The organism is Flexithrix dorotheae DSM 6795 (genome assembly GCF_000379765.1).
Classification (GTDB): domain Bacteria; phylum Bacteroidota; class Bacteroidia; order Cytophagales; family Flammeovirgaceae; genus Flexithrix; species Flexithrix dorotheae.
The window spans coordinates 20,102-35,886 of record NZ_KB903444.1 but is presented as its reverse complement, the minus strand read 5'-3'; the positions used below and the strand labels follow the sequence as shown (position 1 = coordinate 35,886).

Genomic DNA, 15,785 nt, shown 5'->3' with positions numbered 1-15,785 from the left:
GCTGAAAGGGAAAGCAAGGTAAAATGAATAAACGTCTTTTAGTAGACCTGCCAAAAGGTCTTTGAATTAACTGTTGTGTTAGATTCATTGCTGAATGAATTTGCTGGGTTTTCGTAAATGTGTGGTGTAAAATTAAAACAATTAATTTAAAAAAAAGGAACTGTATGCATGTTTTTGCATGAAAAAGCCAAAACAATGCACGAATACAGTTTTATTAATGCAAATATTTGAGGAAGTGTGAAATGATTTAAATGGCTAAAAACTGATATAGAAAAAAAATACATCAATTTGCACCATGGCAAATTGATGTATTTAGAAATAGTGGTTATTTAAGTTTTATAATAAATAAAACTCCTCCCATCCTTTTCTGGGTTGTTCCCCTACGAGAAGGGCATTGGCCAATGGATTATTGGTAATCCGCTTGGTTTCCCGGTCAAAAACTAATTTAGTATTTAATCGCTGTGCCAATACACCGAGGGTAAAGACCTGACTAAGAGGTCCCGCTACATCAAATGATGATCTGCATTTCTCCTCACCTTTACAGGCTAAAAGGAAATTTGCAAAATGATTGGATGGGCTTTCAGGCACTTCTGGTAAGCTAGATTCCATTTCCTTGGCTTTTTCCTCAGGAATAATAGTCAGTGTACTTCCATGAGATCCTCCCTTAAAAGTCAATTCTTTACTATAAATAATTTTCCCAGGGTTCAATTTGGCCGGCTGCAATTTTCCATCACTTGGAGGTGGAATGTTTGGGTCGATTTTAGAAATGCCATATCCTTCAGGAACCGCTGGCATATTGTTAATGCCATCATACCAGGTAATATCTACTGCTGGCATATTTCCTCGTTCAGGGAATTTAAAAGCTATTGTAGATGAGAATGGGAAGAAAAATGGATTATAGCCTTCAAGCTTTATCGGATCTATTTCGTAAGGCAATCCAAGATCCAGAAACTGGTGAGCTGTATCAATAATATGAGCTCCCCAATCACCTAAAGCACCCATCCCGAAATCGTACCAGCACCTCCATTGGCCATTTACAAAGTCTTTTTGATAATCGTGTTCCTGTGCAGTAACCATCCAGGTATCCCAATCCATGGTTTTTGGAATTGGTGTGCCGTCAGGGAATTTAGTCATGTTAGGATCAAATCCGTGCCATCTTCTTTTACTGTTCATGTGGGCAGTAATAGCAGTGACATCTTTAATAATTCCCGCTTCTTTCCAGGCTTTGAATTGGAAATAATTGGCTTCAGAATGTCCCTGATTTCCCATTTGGGTAGCTACTTTATATTTTTTAGCGCCCTCCATCATCAGTTCCACTTCTTTGAAAGTTCTGGCCATAGGTTTTTCCACATACACATGTTTGCCAAGTGACATGGCCAGCATTGTAATTGGAAAATGTGAGAAATCAGGTGTTCCAACACTTACCGCCTCGATTTTATCGCCCATTTTATCGAACATCTTCCTAAAATCCTGAAATTGGGGGGCATCAGGAAACATATCGATGACTTCCTGAGTATGAGGAGCTCCCATATCTACATCACAAAGGGCGACAATATTGGCAAGTCCTGTTTCGTGTAATTGTTTAATAATTTGACCTCCTCTGAACCCAATTCCACAACATGCCAGGTTTACCTTATCACTCGGAGCTACAGTTCCAAACTTTTTTCCCAATACTCCGGATGGAATAATGGAAAGCCCTGCTGCAGCGGTGAGAGCCGATGATCCTGTTTTAATAAAATGTCTTCTTTTCATATTCAAATTGTTAGATTTTTACTATTTTCATCTGTGATGTTAATTATCAAGTCTAGAAAATCAAAATTTTCGAAGAAAGATTAGTTTAAAATCAGTATGGGTATTACTTGTTTAGGCTTAAAACAGGAACTTCCTGTCCTGAAATCTCTCATTTTTTAGTGCTTAAAATATTCAGTTGTCCATTTGTCTCCTTCTCTTTAAGTTTTGAAAATTTTTACTGATTTTAAATACAGGCTTTAGTTTAGAAAAAATTATCCTGCCCGGAACTAATAATAAAAGCCAACCATGACGGTACATGATTCTTAAAATTAAAAATAATATTATTTTCAAACATGAATGAAAATGAATGGAATTGGATATTTCAGTTTTTAGGCCGACTTCACCCATTAGCGGTACATTTCCCAATAGGATTATTAGTTGTTGCCTTATTTTTAGAAGTACTTACCCTTAAAGGAAAAAGACCCGGACTCAGAGAAGGCATTAATTGGATGATTTATCTGGGAGCCACTTTTTCTGTATTGGCGACCGGTTTGGGATGGCTCCTTCGAACTTTTGAGGATTATGCAGGTGATCTGGTGCAATTACATCAGAATTTGGGTATTCTCACTGCCATTTTGGCTGTAGTTACAGCTTTGATTTTACAGAAAACCTTAATAGGGAAACTGTCAAATTATATTTTATATAGATCTTTTCTGCTGCTTTCTGTTGTTTCCTTAACCATCACAGGCCATTTGGGGGCCAGCTTGACTCATGGTGAAGATTTTCTTTCAGGTGTATTACCCAACAATTCAGAAAGTTATGATGATAATGAATCAATAATATTATTGGCTAAGCTGAATAAATTGGATTCCTTATCTGAGCCTCAATTGGATGACCTTAATTTAGGCGTTCGTGCCATTTTTGCGCATAATTGTTATCAATGTCATAGCGAAAACAAGCAAAAAGGTGAATTGGTACTGGACAATAAAAGGGGCGTATTTCAAGGTGGAGAATCCGGAAAAGTGATTATTCCTGGAAATCCGAATGCAAGTGAGCTTTACAAAAGGATAACCTTACCTCCAGATGATGATCATGTAATGCCTAAAAAGGGGAAAGTATTAAAAGACAATGAAATTGCCCTGGTTAAATTATGGATTGAAAAGGGTGCCCACTGGTCAGACCGGCAACTTAAGATTTTCCCAGAAGCAGAATTGGCTCTAACAAAACCAGAATTGCCTGCCTCATCTGTGGAAAAACATCCGGTAGATAAACTGGTGGATGTTTACTTTGAGCAAAATGATATTGACTGGGAAGATGTGGTAGATGACAAAACCTTTATAAGAAGAGCTTATCTGGATATTGTAGGATTATTACCTGAACCTGAGGCAATCAGTCAATTTGAACAGAATCAAAATATTGACAAACGATCCCAACTCATTGATAATTTATTAAATGATAAACACAATTATACCCAGCACTGGTTGAGCTTTTGGAATGATTTATTGAGAAATGATTATTCTGGAACAGGATTTATTACCGGAGGAAGAAAACAAATTACCAATTGGCTTTATAATGCCTTACTTGAAAACAAACCTTATGACAGTCTGATTAGTCAATTAATTAATCCTACTCCGGAATCTGAAGGATTTATTAAAGGAATTCAATGGAGGGGTTTGGTAAATGCCAGTCAGCGAACAGAAATGCAGGCGGCCCAAAATATAGGACAATCCCTGATGGGTGTTAATGTGAAGTGTGCTTCCTGCCATAATAGTTTTGTCAGCAACCTTACTTTGGATCAGGCCTATGGATTTGCTTCCATTTTTGCCGATTCCGTATTGGAACTAAACCGATGTGACAAACCGATTGGGAAAATGGCCACAGTCAATTTCCTCTATCCTGAACTTGGCGCTGTGGAAGCTGACAGCCTGAAAGAGCGTTTATTGAAACTTTCAGAAGTAATGGTAAAGCCGGAGAATGGAAGATTATACCGGACTATTACCAACAGGATATGGGAGAGGTTAATGGGGAGAGGGATAATTGAACCTCTTGATGAAATGGATAATATCCCTTGGGATGCTGACTTGCTGGACTGGTTAGCTGCAGATTTTATTGCTTCAGGCCATGACCTAAAACATTTGATCAAAACGATTATGACTTCAAAAGTTTATCAGCTTCCCAGTATTGATTATAAAAAACCTGAACAAATAAAATCTCCAAAATATGTATTTGAAGGCCCGGTTGTCAGGCGAATGAGTGCAGAACAATTTGCGGATGCAGTAAGTCAGGTTATATCTCCGGTATATTATGCAGCTGCTTATGACCCGACAGGGGAAGGTTTTTCCACCAGAAGGATTTGGCATAGGGAAAGGAAGTTTGATCGGGACGTATTGCCAGATCCCGGGAAAAGATACTTTCGACATAAGTTTACCCTGACAAAAAAAGAGATATTGGAGGCCAAAGCACTCATTTCAGTAGATCATGCTTATACCTTTTATTTAAATGGGCAAAAAGTTTCAGCCGGTTCAGACTGGAGAAAGGTGGATAAACTGGAGGTTACGAATTTCCTGAATACCGGAGAAAATATAATCGCTATAGAAGGAGAAAATGAAGGAAGTATTGCCAATCCTGCCGGGATTTTATTTGTGATGAAAATCCTCCAACAGGACAGTATTGAGACGATTATTCAATCTGCTCATGCAGATGAAGACTGGAAAAGTACTGATGAAAGCCCTGAGGGAGACTGGCTAAGCCTTGATTTTGATGATGAGGAATGGGATTTTGTTTTAAACTATGGTTCCAAGCATTGGGACAAGTTGTTAAATTTTAATTTTGATGATCAGGGATCATCCTATGCCCGTGCCAGCCTTGTTCGGCAGCATCCATTTATGAAAGCCCTTGGTAGGCCCAGCAGGGAGAATGTAACTACTTCCAGAGATGAACAGGCTACTTTGCTACAAGCGCTTGAGCTTACTAATGGAGCCTTTTTCAATAAGATACTTGAAGAGGGAGCTGTTAAATGGTTAAAGGAAAATAATTACCAGGGAAAAATGATTGTGGATTCATTATATTTAAAATCTTTTGGTAGACAACCTACCAAAAAAGAAAAGACCATTATGCTAAGTTCTTTGGGTGAACAACCAGATCAGGAAGGATTACAGGATTTGTTTTGGGCTACAATGCTTTCCCCTGAATTTCAATTTATCTATTAAAGAACGAAAATTCAAGGTGGTGACATCAACAGAAAAATATGGATAAAAATAATTCAAACCAACGAAGGGAATTTATTAAAAAAATGGGAGCTGCCAGTCTTGTAGCAGCATCTTCCAGTATCCCTGCAGCGAGTTTTTTAAGTTCCTGTAATAAACCTGCTCCGGTAAATACAAAGGCTGATGCGGTAGTTTTACTGTGGATGGCAGGAGGAATGGCACACACCGAAACTTTCGATCCCAAGACTTATGCGCCTTTTGAAAAGGGAATGGAAAGTAAAAGTATTTTAAGTTCTTTCCCTAAAGTGCCAACAATTGTGGATGGATTGGAATTTTCGGAGGGACTTGAATCCATTGGTAGCGTGATGGATAAAGGAGCCATTATCCGGTCTTATAAATCAGCGGACTTGGGTCATATTTTACATACTCGTCATCAATACCATTGGCATACTTGTTATGAGCCTCCTCAATCAGTACAGGTTCCACATATTGGAGCCTGGATTGCTAAAGAATTAGGTCCGATTAATCCGGTTATTCCTCCTTTTATTTCCATGGGACAGCGTTTTACAGTTGGTGAGGGAGAGGAATTAAAAGCATTCCATACTGCTGGTTTTTTGGGTAGTGAATATGGACCTTTCCTTATTCCAGACCCTTCGAGTGGATTGGAAAGCGTCAGGCCACCTCAGGGTATGTCATTAAAAAGATTTGAAGCCAGGTATAAACTTTACAAGGAATTGGCTAACAGAAGCCAGGTAATGGAAAGAGGTAGTGATTACCAGCGGGAATCTTTGATGAGGTCTATGGAACAATCTTACAGATTATTGAATTCTCCCGAATCTAAAGTATTTGATTTGACCCAGGAACCACAGGAGAAATATGATATTTATAACACCGGAAGGTTTGGTTTGGGTTGTCTGACTGCCAAAAGATTAGTAATGAACGGAGCCAGGTTTGTGAGTGTGTCAACAGAATATGAGCCCTTTCTTGGTTGGGATACCCACGAGAACGGTCACACCCGAATGATAAAAATGAAAGAACTGATTGATGGCCCTGTTGCCCAGCTCATTAAAGATTTGGAAGAATCGGGACATCTGGAAAGGACGCTGATAATTTTAGCCAGTGAATTTAGCAGAGATGCTATGTTGGAAGGCAGACCTGGTAAAACAGTAAAAGATCAAGCACGACATCAACCCGATATTATCGAGGATGAAAAATTCTACGGTATGCACAGACATTTCACTGATGGAAGTTCTATCCTTATGTGGGGAGGTGGCATAAAAAAAGGGTTAGTTTATGGCAAAACCGCAGATGAAAGGCCCTGTTCTTCCATAGAAAATACAGTGGTAATAGACCAGATTCATCAGACTATTTACCACGCTTTGGGAATTCATCCTGAAACACATTATACGATAGAAGGGAGACCATTTTATACCACACCAGACGGGCAGGGAAAACCTGTGCTGGAGCTTTTTGCCTAAAAAATCGATATTTAAAGAATCTTTTCAGTATAGGGATAGCGGGAATAAAAACATGGCACAAAAGTAGCAGAAGGCTATAATCATGTACCATTTGGTATGATATTTTTAATTTATTACCGAGGTTGGTTTACCAACAGGGAAAAGTTTCATTAGATGCTTTTATTTTTTGAATTTCAAATATCAATGGCACATTTACTACGTTGTGGTTTTCAAAGGAATTTGATATTTTAAATTTTAATCAGTGATGAAAAAAAGCAAATTTTTTAAGTTATTTTTTATTCTTGGGTTGGTCACTTTTGCACTTACAAATTGTGATGAAGAGCCAGAATCCGAAAAATCATGTTCTCAGGATGAAATTTGTACATCCAAAAATGTAACAGCCTGTTGTGACGATATGGTTTGTGTATATGAATATGATGGGAAAGAATATCAGGAAGATGAATTAGATCAATTAGCTGAAGATTTGGGCTGTAGTAGTTCTTCTGGAGGTAGATTTGCTGCTTCAGGAGAAAATGATCAGGTGAAAGATCAATTGCTTAATTTATTGATGAGGGCAAAAGATGGTTTACGATAATAGTAAACCATCCTATTTTTTTAGGTAAGTCTAATCCCAAAAACCAAACGATTTTTTACTGAATTTTTTAAGGGTTTTTTCCAAAGTTTCTCCTCTTGGGTTTACATGAATTATTCGTCCTTCTCCATCAATTAGATAGCTCTGCGGGATACTTTTTATTTTATATAATTTTGCAGCATCATTGTTCCAGCCTTTCAGGTCGCTTACATGGTAATCCCAAATTAATTTATCAGTATTAATTGCTTTTTTCCATGCCGTTTCTTTTTTATCAAGTGAAACACTAAAAACAGTAAATCCTTCACCATTTTTAAAGGTCTTATCCTTATAATCAGAGTAAACTTTCACCAATTCCCGATTTTCCTCTCTACATGGTTTACACCAGGCAGCCCAAAAATCTACCAAAACTACCTTTCCCCTTAAAGAAGATAATTTAATTTCCTGTCCATCTAAATTATTCATAACAATATTGGGCACAGTATCCCCAACCTGAAAATTTTGAGCAGAAACACTTAAAGTAAAACAACTTAATAGTAAGATTAAATACTTCATTCCAACTGATTTAGTGAAAATTTTATATATAAAAACAGCCTAATTAGAAGGCATAATAATTTTAACCCCAAATTTTAGTTGTTTATTTTACGCCTGTATTAAACGAAACGGTTAATGGGTGAAAATGTAATTTTAACAACCGTTCTTTTGATCTAATTCTGTTTGCCATTTTTATTTGATCTTCTTCCTTACCAAATCCATTTCTATCTTTTCCCTCCAGGCTAAATGCTTTTACAAATACAGGTTTTCTATCTTTATCCTTTTTACCTTTTCCGAAAAGTATTTCATGTAAGTGAACTTCTAAACGATATTCGTAATCTTCCCCAAAACTCTGCATCCCAATTACTGATATATCGAAAGCATTGCTGTGTACTTCAGTTTTAGGAACATACATTTTGTCTTGCATTAAGAAGAGATGACTTTCAATAGTATTAAAAACCAAAGTATCAAGACTTTTAACACCGGGTATATAAGGTGCAAGAGAACTGACAGGTTCATAATTATAAAAACCTCCATTTTCTAGGGTGATGTCACCGATTATTCTCATTGCAGGGTAAATTATAGAATCTTCCTCCATTATCATTTTAATAAAAAAGGAATCTGTTGAAAATATACCGCTTAGATTTTCATCAATTAATTCCTTCTGATCAAAATTGTCCATGTCATGAAGCAGCTTCTTGATATCCATCCTGTCAACTTTATTTTTTATATTGATTTCCATATTATCTTCCTGGATTTCAATTCTGAGTGAAGAATTCATGCTTCCATCAAATGCATTAAACTTCAACTGATCAATTACATATAATTCAGGCTGAATATTAATTTTTACAGAAATATCATCTAATAAGGCATTATTATATTTTAGGCTTTTTGCAAAAACTTTCCCTTTTACTTCGTAGTTCATATCCCATCCTGGTGCAGCATTTTCTTTTACTACATTACCATTTTTATCAACTACAGCCTCCTTATTTGTGGAGCCTTCTTCCTCTTCAGTACCCATATAAGTATCCAACATGGCATAATCCAAATCATCCAGTCTCCAGATGCCCTCAATTTCCAGTTTGCCAGGTTTATCTTTTACAATAGTATTGAACAAGTTTTTGATTAAAGTGGTATCAGAATGAAAACTAATATCGTGATAAGTGCCTTCCAAATGATGTATGGCCACCTTTTTGGGGTCTACATGAACTTGAGCTGAAAGCTTTTTGATGTCCATATCGGTATCGGGAAGATCGATCCAGACATCTGACATTTTTGCATAGAAAGTACTCTGATCATAAATTATATCCATAATCTGCTCGGAAATAGAATCAGGATTTAAACTGCCTTCAGAATTGATAATCGCATAAATATTTCCCTTCACATCACTAATAATGGAATCAGGAATGAACTTTTTCAATTTGGGAAGATCAAGTTGTAATGTATCCTGCAGCACAAAAGTTGGACGGTTTAGGTTTTTGATGGATACTTTTCCATTCATTAAAACTCCCGGAGTTTCAAGGTTCTTTACAAACAAATCGATTTTCAGAGATTCAGTTTTGTTAAAGGAACCTACCCAATTTGCCTTCAGAGAATTATTTGCAAGGGAAATATCGTGTTGGGGAATATCAATGGTGAAGCTATCTAACCATAACTTATTTGCAGCATATTTCAATTTCCCCGATAGTTTATGGAGAGAAAGAGAAGAATCCAGATCGATATTCAGGTTATGGAATAGGAGGGAAGCCTTGCTTTTTTCCATTACATAGTCCGTAAATTCGCTGTTTATGGAATCTGGTAAAACACCGTTGGATTTTAAGTCTAAAGTAATATCTCCGTTTAATTTTTGTACAAGTGAATCCGGAATAAATGGTTTCCATTTCTCCAATTTGGCATTCAGCTGGGTAATAAAATTATATTCGGGTTGGTCAATATTTGCCACCGAACCTTTCAAAGCCAAAGTGGCCTCATTCGACCGAATGCATAGTGAATCGATTAAAATGGAAGTGCTTTCATTGTTTTGCTTATATCCATTGGTGGCAGAGCCCTTGATATAAAAATTTTCTACTTCGGGATAATCGGCATATTTGATACGCCCATTTGCAAGGCTAAATTCACCATTTACTTTTGGAAGTTCCTTCTCTGCATAAGCTCCTTTTACACTTGCATTCAAATTGAGGATACCATCAATCTGGCTGATTTGATAGTCATTTAAATATTGCTGGGGTGCATATTTAACCAATTCTTTCAAATTAAAATCCGAAGCCGTAAGGGCCAGATCCATGCCGGTTTTTGTGGTGTCACCAAGCTGAATTGTACCCTTAACCCCAAGAAATGCTCCCTCAGTTTGAATGTCCAGCTTATTTAAAGCTACGGAATCCGGCACATATTTGATAGCATAATTCAGATCGGTTTGCTGCATTTTGAATAAATTGGTATCGGCAAACTTGCAATCAGTCAGCTTAATGTTTCCCTCCGATTCTACGCGCATGGTCACACTATCAATTTTTGCCCTGGCATCTATATTTCCCAAAAATGCTTTAAGCTGGATTTTTTTTTGGTCGTCTTTATAAAAACAGGTAAGCTCTTTGAATGATAATTTATCAAGCGTAAAATCCAGAGGTTGAATTACTGTGTCTTGTTCTACAGTTGTGGTAGTATCTTTAGGAATTAAAAAATCTATATTTGAAACTCCTGATGAATCTACATCATATTTTAAAAAACCTCCCTCTACTTCAATCGCCCTTACAATAAAAATGTTCTCAAGTAAAGGCTCTGATAAAAAGGAAATATGTAGTTTATCAAATTGAGCCAGGGTATCAATTGAGGTTGTGCTGCCGGCTGCCTCATTTTCACTGTGTTTTCCCATCCACAGGCCATTAAAGTGAATAGTAGCCAGCGGAAAATGATCAATCAAAGAGAAAGAAACACTTTCCATTCCAAGTGGCACTTGCAGATAATCACTTACTTCCTCAATGGCCAGTCTGGTAATTCGATCTTCCATTTGCCATGCCGTTATAATAAGGCCTGTGAAAAGGGCCAAAACTAAAAACAGGACTACCAGAAAAACCTTAAATACTTTTTTCATTTTAAATGCTGAATAATCTCAATTCAATACTTATCAAATAATTGATAATATACTCCTTATTTTAGAACTATCAGAATCATTATTATTTTAATTGAGGAGCTTATTTTTTTGGTTGATACAGGAAAATTTTCCTAACAATGAAAATGCCAATTTCTGACTAATCTGATGTGGTTACAGTATGGCTACACATCTTATTTTTACCGGGAAATAATTGATTTTAAAGGAAAGCTTTCAAAAGGTGTGACGATCAAGGATTTACCATTAAGAGTTTAGTTTTAAATGATGCTGGTAAAATTCGGAAATCTGGAAAATCAATTTAATGACTAATAATAAAACACTGTAAATCTGCTGTTTAATTTAAATTTTTAAGATTTTAAATGTCAAAACTTAATAATATGCTCATTACAACTTTCAGAAAATTAAGAAAGAACAGGACTTTAGTCCAGGTATGAATTACAAAAGTCCTGTTCAGGAAAAGCTTTTAGTTCAATTTTTTAAAAGTAAGTTTTAAATGCGTTCAAATATAAACAGCCTAAAATCCATCACACTATTTCCAGGCATTTCCAGTGCTTTCAATGACATATTCCAATCTCCTTTATCCAACTGGATTTCTCCTATGTTTACTTTCTTCCAGTCTTTTACATAAGATTCAATTCGAGGAGCCAAATCTTTTTCCATTCCTCTCAGGGGTGGATCGAAGCTTTCTGAAATTTTAGTTTGAAGCTTATTTTTTCCCACTGTCAGCTGAATAGCGGAACCCGCATCGGCTTCCGGGCAGGTATAATAAAGTTGTACCTTAAATTTACCAGCTTCCGGAACATTTACCTGCCAGCTAATGCTATCATTTACATTGGTCCAATTGGTAAAAAAGGAGCAGTTGGGGTATTTATTCGATCTTTTAATGGCTCCGTGGGCAGTTCCATCTCTTGCCGGGATTTGGGTAAATTTCATGGCCGGATGTCCTAAATAAAAAGGACGTTCGTCTACAGCGGGTAATTCTGCTATTTTTTGTTGAAGGAAATTATTTCTAACCTTCACCATTTCCGCCTTCAACTCTGGTAATTCTTCACTTAAATCTTTGGTTTGGTTGCGGTCCTCGGTAATATTATACAATCCATCATTTTCTGCCAGGCGATAATTCTGGTTCCTTACGCTTGATTTTTTTTGAAAATCATTAAAAATATATCGGTCTTCCCATTCTGCTTTTTCATCCAGTATTGTTGGCTTAACACTAATACCATCCAGCTGTTTTTCTGTTTGGAAATTAATCCCACACATCTCCATAAGAGTAGGTAACAAATCCGTAACTGAGGTTACCTGTTCTACAAGTTTTCCTGGTTTTATACTGGCAGGCCATTTCATTAACAATGGCGACCGTATTCCTCCTTCGTGCGTACTCCCTTTTTTACCCAGCATGCCGCCATTCCATCTTTTTCTTGCCGGCCCGTTATCACTAAAAAAAAGCACAATGGTATTATCATCAATTCCCAGCTCTTTGGTTTTGGAAATGATTCTACCTACATTTTCATCGATGTTTTCACACATAGCAAGAGCAGCTCTGGTTTCTACAATATCTTCATTTCTAGGCTCTTCCAGTTGATTGATTTCCTTATTTTTAAATTTATCCCAGTTTCTGTCAGGTGCCTGAAAAGGGGTGTGTGGCGTATTGAAAGGTAAGTAAAGCAGAAATGGGTTGTCCTTATTTTTTTCCATAAAATCGAGCCCATGATTGGTGAAATCATCAATCAAAAATCCATCACCTTTTACAATTTCCCCATTATGTTCCAGCATAGGAGAAAAATAATCCCCCCAGTGGCCAGAACAAAAACCATAAAAATCATCGAATCCTCTGGCATTCGGATGATAGGGATATTGCATACCATTGTGCCATTTGCCATAAGCTGCCGTGGCATATCCGGCTTGTTTAAATATATCGGCTATCGTGGTTTCATCCATATCCATCCGTTCTCCTCCACCTCCTGTACTGTATATTCCACTGCGAAAATTATATCGGCCAGTAAGTAATTCTGCTCTGGTGGGGGAACAAACACTGCAAACATAAAAATTATTAAAAGCAGCACCTTCTTGCCCTAATTTGTCGATATTGGGCGTTTTTAAATTTTGGTTACCATTAATACTCAAATCTCCCCAAGCCTGATCGTCTGTTAGAATGATAATAACATTAGGTTTTTTGGCCTCTGTAGTTTTCACTTCTTCTTTACAGGAAGAAATTAAAAAGGAAATGAAGAAAATAAAAGATAAGGTTTGTACAGGTTTTAACATAATTGGTGAATTAGTATTTAAAAGATCGAACATTCATCATGGCAGGACAAAAGCCGTTTATAGTAATGTTCGAAAACCTCCAAATTAAAAAGAATTTTTGAATTTCTTACGGAAGTTGTTAAGCATAAAATGCTACATTAATTTTTTTGATTTAAGGTATTAGTCTGGTCAATCCATTGCAGTAATGCAGCTTTCATTTTTTCAGTTTGATCGGGAAATTGTTGCTGAATTGGGTTCTTTTCAAATGGATCTTTTTCCAGATCGTACAATTCCCATGAGTCTTCTTTTACTATATGAACCAGTTTTAGATTATCCTCCATCCATACTTTAAACTCATTTCCCCTAAACCTGGATTGAAACCCAATTGGCGAATTCCTTTTTGTAATTTTTTCTCCTTTTAAAATTGAACCAATACTCCTTCCATCTAAATCTACCCCTTTGGGCAGTTCCAAATTTAACAGTTCCAGGATAGTAGGTAAAATATCTGAAGTAACAGAAGGGAAGTCAGTTTGAACGGGTTTAGTTATAATTTCAGGCCATTCAATAATTCCGGGAACCCGTATGCCCCCTTCGTAGAGTGTGCCTTTCATACCTCTTAATCCACCATTGGAGCCTTGTTGCCTTCCTCCATTTTCCAATCCGGGGCCTCCTCCTCTGGCAGCTGGACCATTGTCTGAACAAAACCATATTAAGGTATTTTCGTGAATTTCCAACTCTCTGAGTTTAGTTCTCAATCTACCAATTTGCTCATCCATAGCGGTTATACTTCCGTAATAATGCTGGTGATCCAGGGAATATTCAGCATACATTTTCCGATATTTTTCTCCAGCAACCACCGGGGAATGTGGCGTATGGAACCAGATGGTGGTAAAAAACGGCTGATTATTTTGCTCTGCTTTTTCAATAAAGGGTAATACTCGATCCATTATAACCCTTGAATCATCTCCATCTAAATTTGAGGTGGCAATCTTTCCATCTCCTTCCCAATAATAAACTCCAAAAGAATCTCCATCTTTTTGTTTTTTATTTGAACCTGATACTTCCTGGGGTGGATTTATCATGGGATCCCAGGTTGGTACTTTGGATTCTGTGGCAAAACACACATCATATCCATTGGTCCATGGTGGAGAAAAATGTTTTTGGTTTTCAGCCTTTCCTCCTCGGTTTCCTTCAATCACATATTTATCCATGATTCCCAGGTGCCATTTGCCAAAATGCCCGGTCAGATAACCATTTTCTTTCAAAACTTCAGGTAGAGTAACCTCTGAAGGTGGCAGATGTCCGGAATTCGCATAAAAAATTCCATATCGGTAGGGGTGCCTTCCGGTGAGCATACTTCCTCTTGTTGGGGAACACACTGGGGCAGCAGCATAAAACCTGGTAAATTCCAGGCCATTTCTGGTCATTTCGTCCAGGTTTGGAGTTTGTAAATGTTCATGCCGGTTACCCAAATCTCCCCAACCCTGATCATCAGACATAATTAATATAATGTTGGGAACTTTTGGAGATTGGGCAGGTAATTCAGAAAAAGAAAACCACTTAATTAGTGTGATCAAAAAGAATAAGCCAACTTTTCTCACTATAGTAGAAATTAAAAAATTCAAGTATTCAAAAAACGAGCTTGAATTTGCTAAAACTTATCCAGAAAATGGAATATTTATCAATCTATATTATGGCAAAGGTTTGTATTTAATTTAACTCTTCTACTATTATTGGGGGAAAGATGTAGCTTTTTTTAAAACAATTAATCCTCTTTTGAAATTTTTTGATAAATTCCTAAAATTCTGGCTTTTACTTTGGTTTTTGTAAATAAACTTTTGCCTTTAATATGGTTGACCATAGCCATCTCTTCGTACAGGTTTTTATTTAAAATAAGTTTTTCCATAAAGTTACTAAAGATTTCCGGGTCCTTATGTGTAGTTAAAAAACCATTTATGTTGGCTTCTACTACATCGGGGATTCCTGCATTTATCCTTGAAATTATTGGCATGCCATATAACATTGCTTCTAAAACAGTGTTTGGGAGACCTTCCCCATGAAATGTTGGGAAAATTAAGATTTTTGATTGAAGGAGCAACTTTCCTTTCTCTTTTCCTAAAACATATCCGGTAAATTCTACCGCATCTATATTGTTCACTTTAGTGAAATGTTTGGCTTCCCCTAGAGCAGGTCCATCACCGGCAATGATGAGTTTTAGATTTAGGTTTGGGAATTTATTTTTAACTAACCTATAAGCCTCTAAAGCTATAAAAATACCTTTTTCTTTTACAATTCTGGACAAAAAGAGGAATGAAATTTCAGTTGAAGATAATTTATGATCCAGATTAAATTGAGGCAGGAAACTGTCATCTGCAACTGTAGTTTCAACCCAAATATTCTTATTTTTGAGTTGGGGTGAAAGAGCAATGATTTTATTTTTAAATAATTGACTTAAAACAATAAAGTTGTTGCATTTCCCAAAAGTAAGATTCATTATTTTCTTTTTTAAAAAGGAATGATGAACCGAATGCTCAAAAGTTTCATCCCATCCTCTAAAAAAAACCAATACTTTTTTTTTAAATAATAATCCGATAAATACAAACATTGCGTCTCTAAAAAAGGATTTTTTATCGAAAGAAGGATTGACGTGAATGATGCGAAAATTTTTACTGATAAGTAAAAGTAAAAATTGAATATATCTCCTAATCAATCTAATTATTTTATCAATACTGGTTTCCTTTTGAGCAGAATTAACGAAAAACACTTCAATATCCGGGCTTTCATGAAGCCCCAGGGTGTTATAATAATTTGTAACTCCACCCATATCCTTTAGGTCAGGAGTAAGTAATAATATTTTGGTCATATGGGATTTAATAATTCTGGTAGTGGAAAAGCATAGGAAAATCAATTAAAAATTT

9 protein-coding genes are annotated in these 15,785 nt (G+C 36.5%); 3 read left to right on the top strand and 6 right to left on the bottom strand.

The annotated features are described in order from the left end of the window. Positions 1 to 336: 336 nt before the first annotated feature. Entirely contained in the window at positions 337 to 1,752 is a 1,416-nt protein-coding gene (locus A3EM_RS0118250; protein WP_020529682.1) for a Gfo/Idh/MocA family oxidoreductase, read from the bottom strand. Positions 1,753 to 2,084: 332 nt separating this feature from the next. Here A3EM_RS0118250 and A3EM_RS0118240 point away from each other — a divergent pair, with 332 nt between their 5' ends. The 3 genes from A3EM_RS0118240 (at position 2,085) to A3EM_RS0118230 (ending at position 6,989) form a co-directional block, all read left to right on the top strand. Continuing rightward, positions 2,085 to 4,940, top strand: a complete 2,856-nt coding sequence (locus A3EM_RS0118240) for a DUF1549 domain-containing protein (RefSeq protein WP_020529680.1) — start codon at positions 2,085 to 2,087, stop codon at positions 4,938 to 4,940. Between the two features lie 38 nt (positions 4,941 to 4,978). Next, positions 4,979 to 6,415, top strand: a complete 1,437-nt coding sequence (locus A3EM_RS0118235; RefSeq protein ID WP_020529679.1) for a DUF1501 domain-containing protein — start codon at positions 4,979 to 4,981, stop codon at positions 6,413 to 6,415. Positions 6,416 to 6,659: 244 nt separating this feature from the next. Continuing rightward, positions 6,660 to 6,989, top strand: a complete 330-nt coding sequence (locus A3EM_RS0118230; RefSeq protein WP_020529678.1) for a hypothetical protein — start codon at positions 6,660 to 6,662, stop codon at positions 6,987 to 6,989. Between the two features lie 30 nt (positions 6,990 to 7,019). Here the strand turns inward: A3EM_RS0118230 and A3EM_RS0118225 are convergent, their stop codons facing one another. From A3EM_RS0118225 to A3EM_RS0118200, 5 genes are all read right to left on the bottom strand, one after another. Next, complete coding sequence (locus tag A3EM_RS0118225) at positions 7,020 to 7,538, bottom strand: TlpA family protein disulfide reductase (RefSeq protein ID WP_020529677.1); 519 nt, start codon at positions 7,536 to 7,538, stop codon at positions 7,020 to 7,022. Positions 7,539 to 7,620: 82 nt separating this feature from the next. Beyond that, a complete protein-coding gene (locus tag A3EM_RS0118220; RefSeq protein WP_020529676.1) occupies positions 7,621 to 10,605 on the bottom strand; it encodes an AsmA-like C-terminal region-containing protein in 2,985 nt (994 codons plus the stop codon). Positions 10,606 to 11,112: 507 nt separating this feature from the next. Beyond that, complete coding sequence (locus A3EM_RS0118210) at positions 11,113 to 12,888, bottom strand: arylsulfatase (protein WP_020529674.1); 1,776 nt, start codon at positions 12,886 to 12,888, stop codon at positions 11,113 to 11,115. A 137-nt stretch (positions 12,889 to 13,025) separates the two neighbouring features. After that, complete coding sequence (locus A3EM_RS42820) at positions 13,026 to 14,468, bottom strand: sulfatase-like hydrolase/transferase (protein ID WP_052323367.1); 1,443 nt, start codon at positions 14,466 to 14,468, stop codon at positions 13,026 to 13,028. A 164-nt stretch (positions 14,469 to 14,632) separates the two neighbouring features. Then, on the bottom strand, positions 14,633 to 15,730 hold the full coding sequence (locus tag A3EM_RS0118200; RefSeq protein WP_020529671.1) for a glycosyltransferase family 4 protein: 1,098 nt from the start codon (positions 15,728 to 15,730) through the stop codon (positions 14,633 to 14,635). Between the last annotated feature and the right edge of the window lie 55 nt (positions 15,731 to 15,785).

What these genes read in the sequence shown, in the direction of transcription:
- A3EM_RS0118250 (WP_020529682.1), bottom strand. Translation starts at nt 1,752, where the DNA reads ATGAAAAGAAGACATTTTATTAAAACAGGATCATCGGCTCTCACCGCT.
- A3EM_RS0118240 (WP_020529680.1), top strand. Translation starts at nt 2,085, where the DNA reads ATGAATGAAAATGAATGGAATTGGATATTTCAGTTTTTAGGCCGACTT.
- A3EM_RS0118235 (WP_020529679.1), top strand. Translation starts at nt 4,979, where the DNA reads ATGGATAAAAATAATTCAAACCAACGAAGGGAATTTATTAAAAAAATG.
- A3EM_RS0118230 (WP_020529678.1), top strand. Translation starts at nt 6,660, where the DNA reads ATGAAAAAAAGCAAATTTTTTAAGTTATTTTTTATTCTTGGGTTGGTC.
- A3EM_RS0118225 (WP_020529677.1), bottom strand. Translation starts at nt 7,538, where the DNA reads ATGAAGTATTTAATCTTACTATTAAGTTGTTTTACTTTAAGTGTTTCT.
- A3EM_RS0118220 (WP_020529676.1), bottom strand. Translation starts at nt 10,605, where the DNA reads ATGAAAAAAGTATTTAAGGTTTTTCTGGTAGTCCTGTTTTTAGTTTTG.
- A3EM_RS0118210 (WP_020529674.1), bottom strand. Translation starts at nt 12,888, where the DNA reads ATGTTAAAACCTGTACAAACCTTATCTTTTATTTTCTTCATTTCCTTT.
- A3EM_RS0118200 (WP_020529671.1), bottom strand. Translation starts at nt 15,730, where the DNA reads ATGACCAAAATATTATTACTTACTCCTGACCTAAAGGATATGGGTGGA.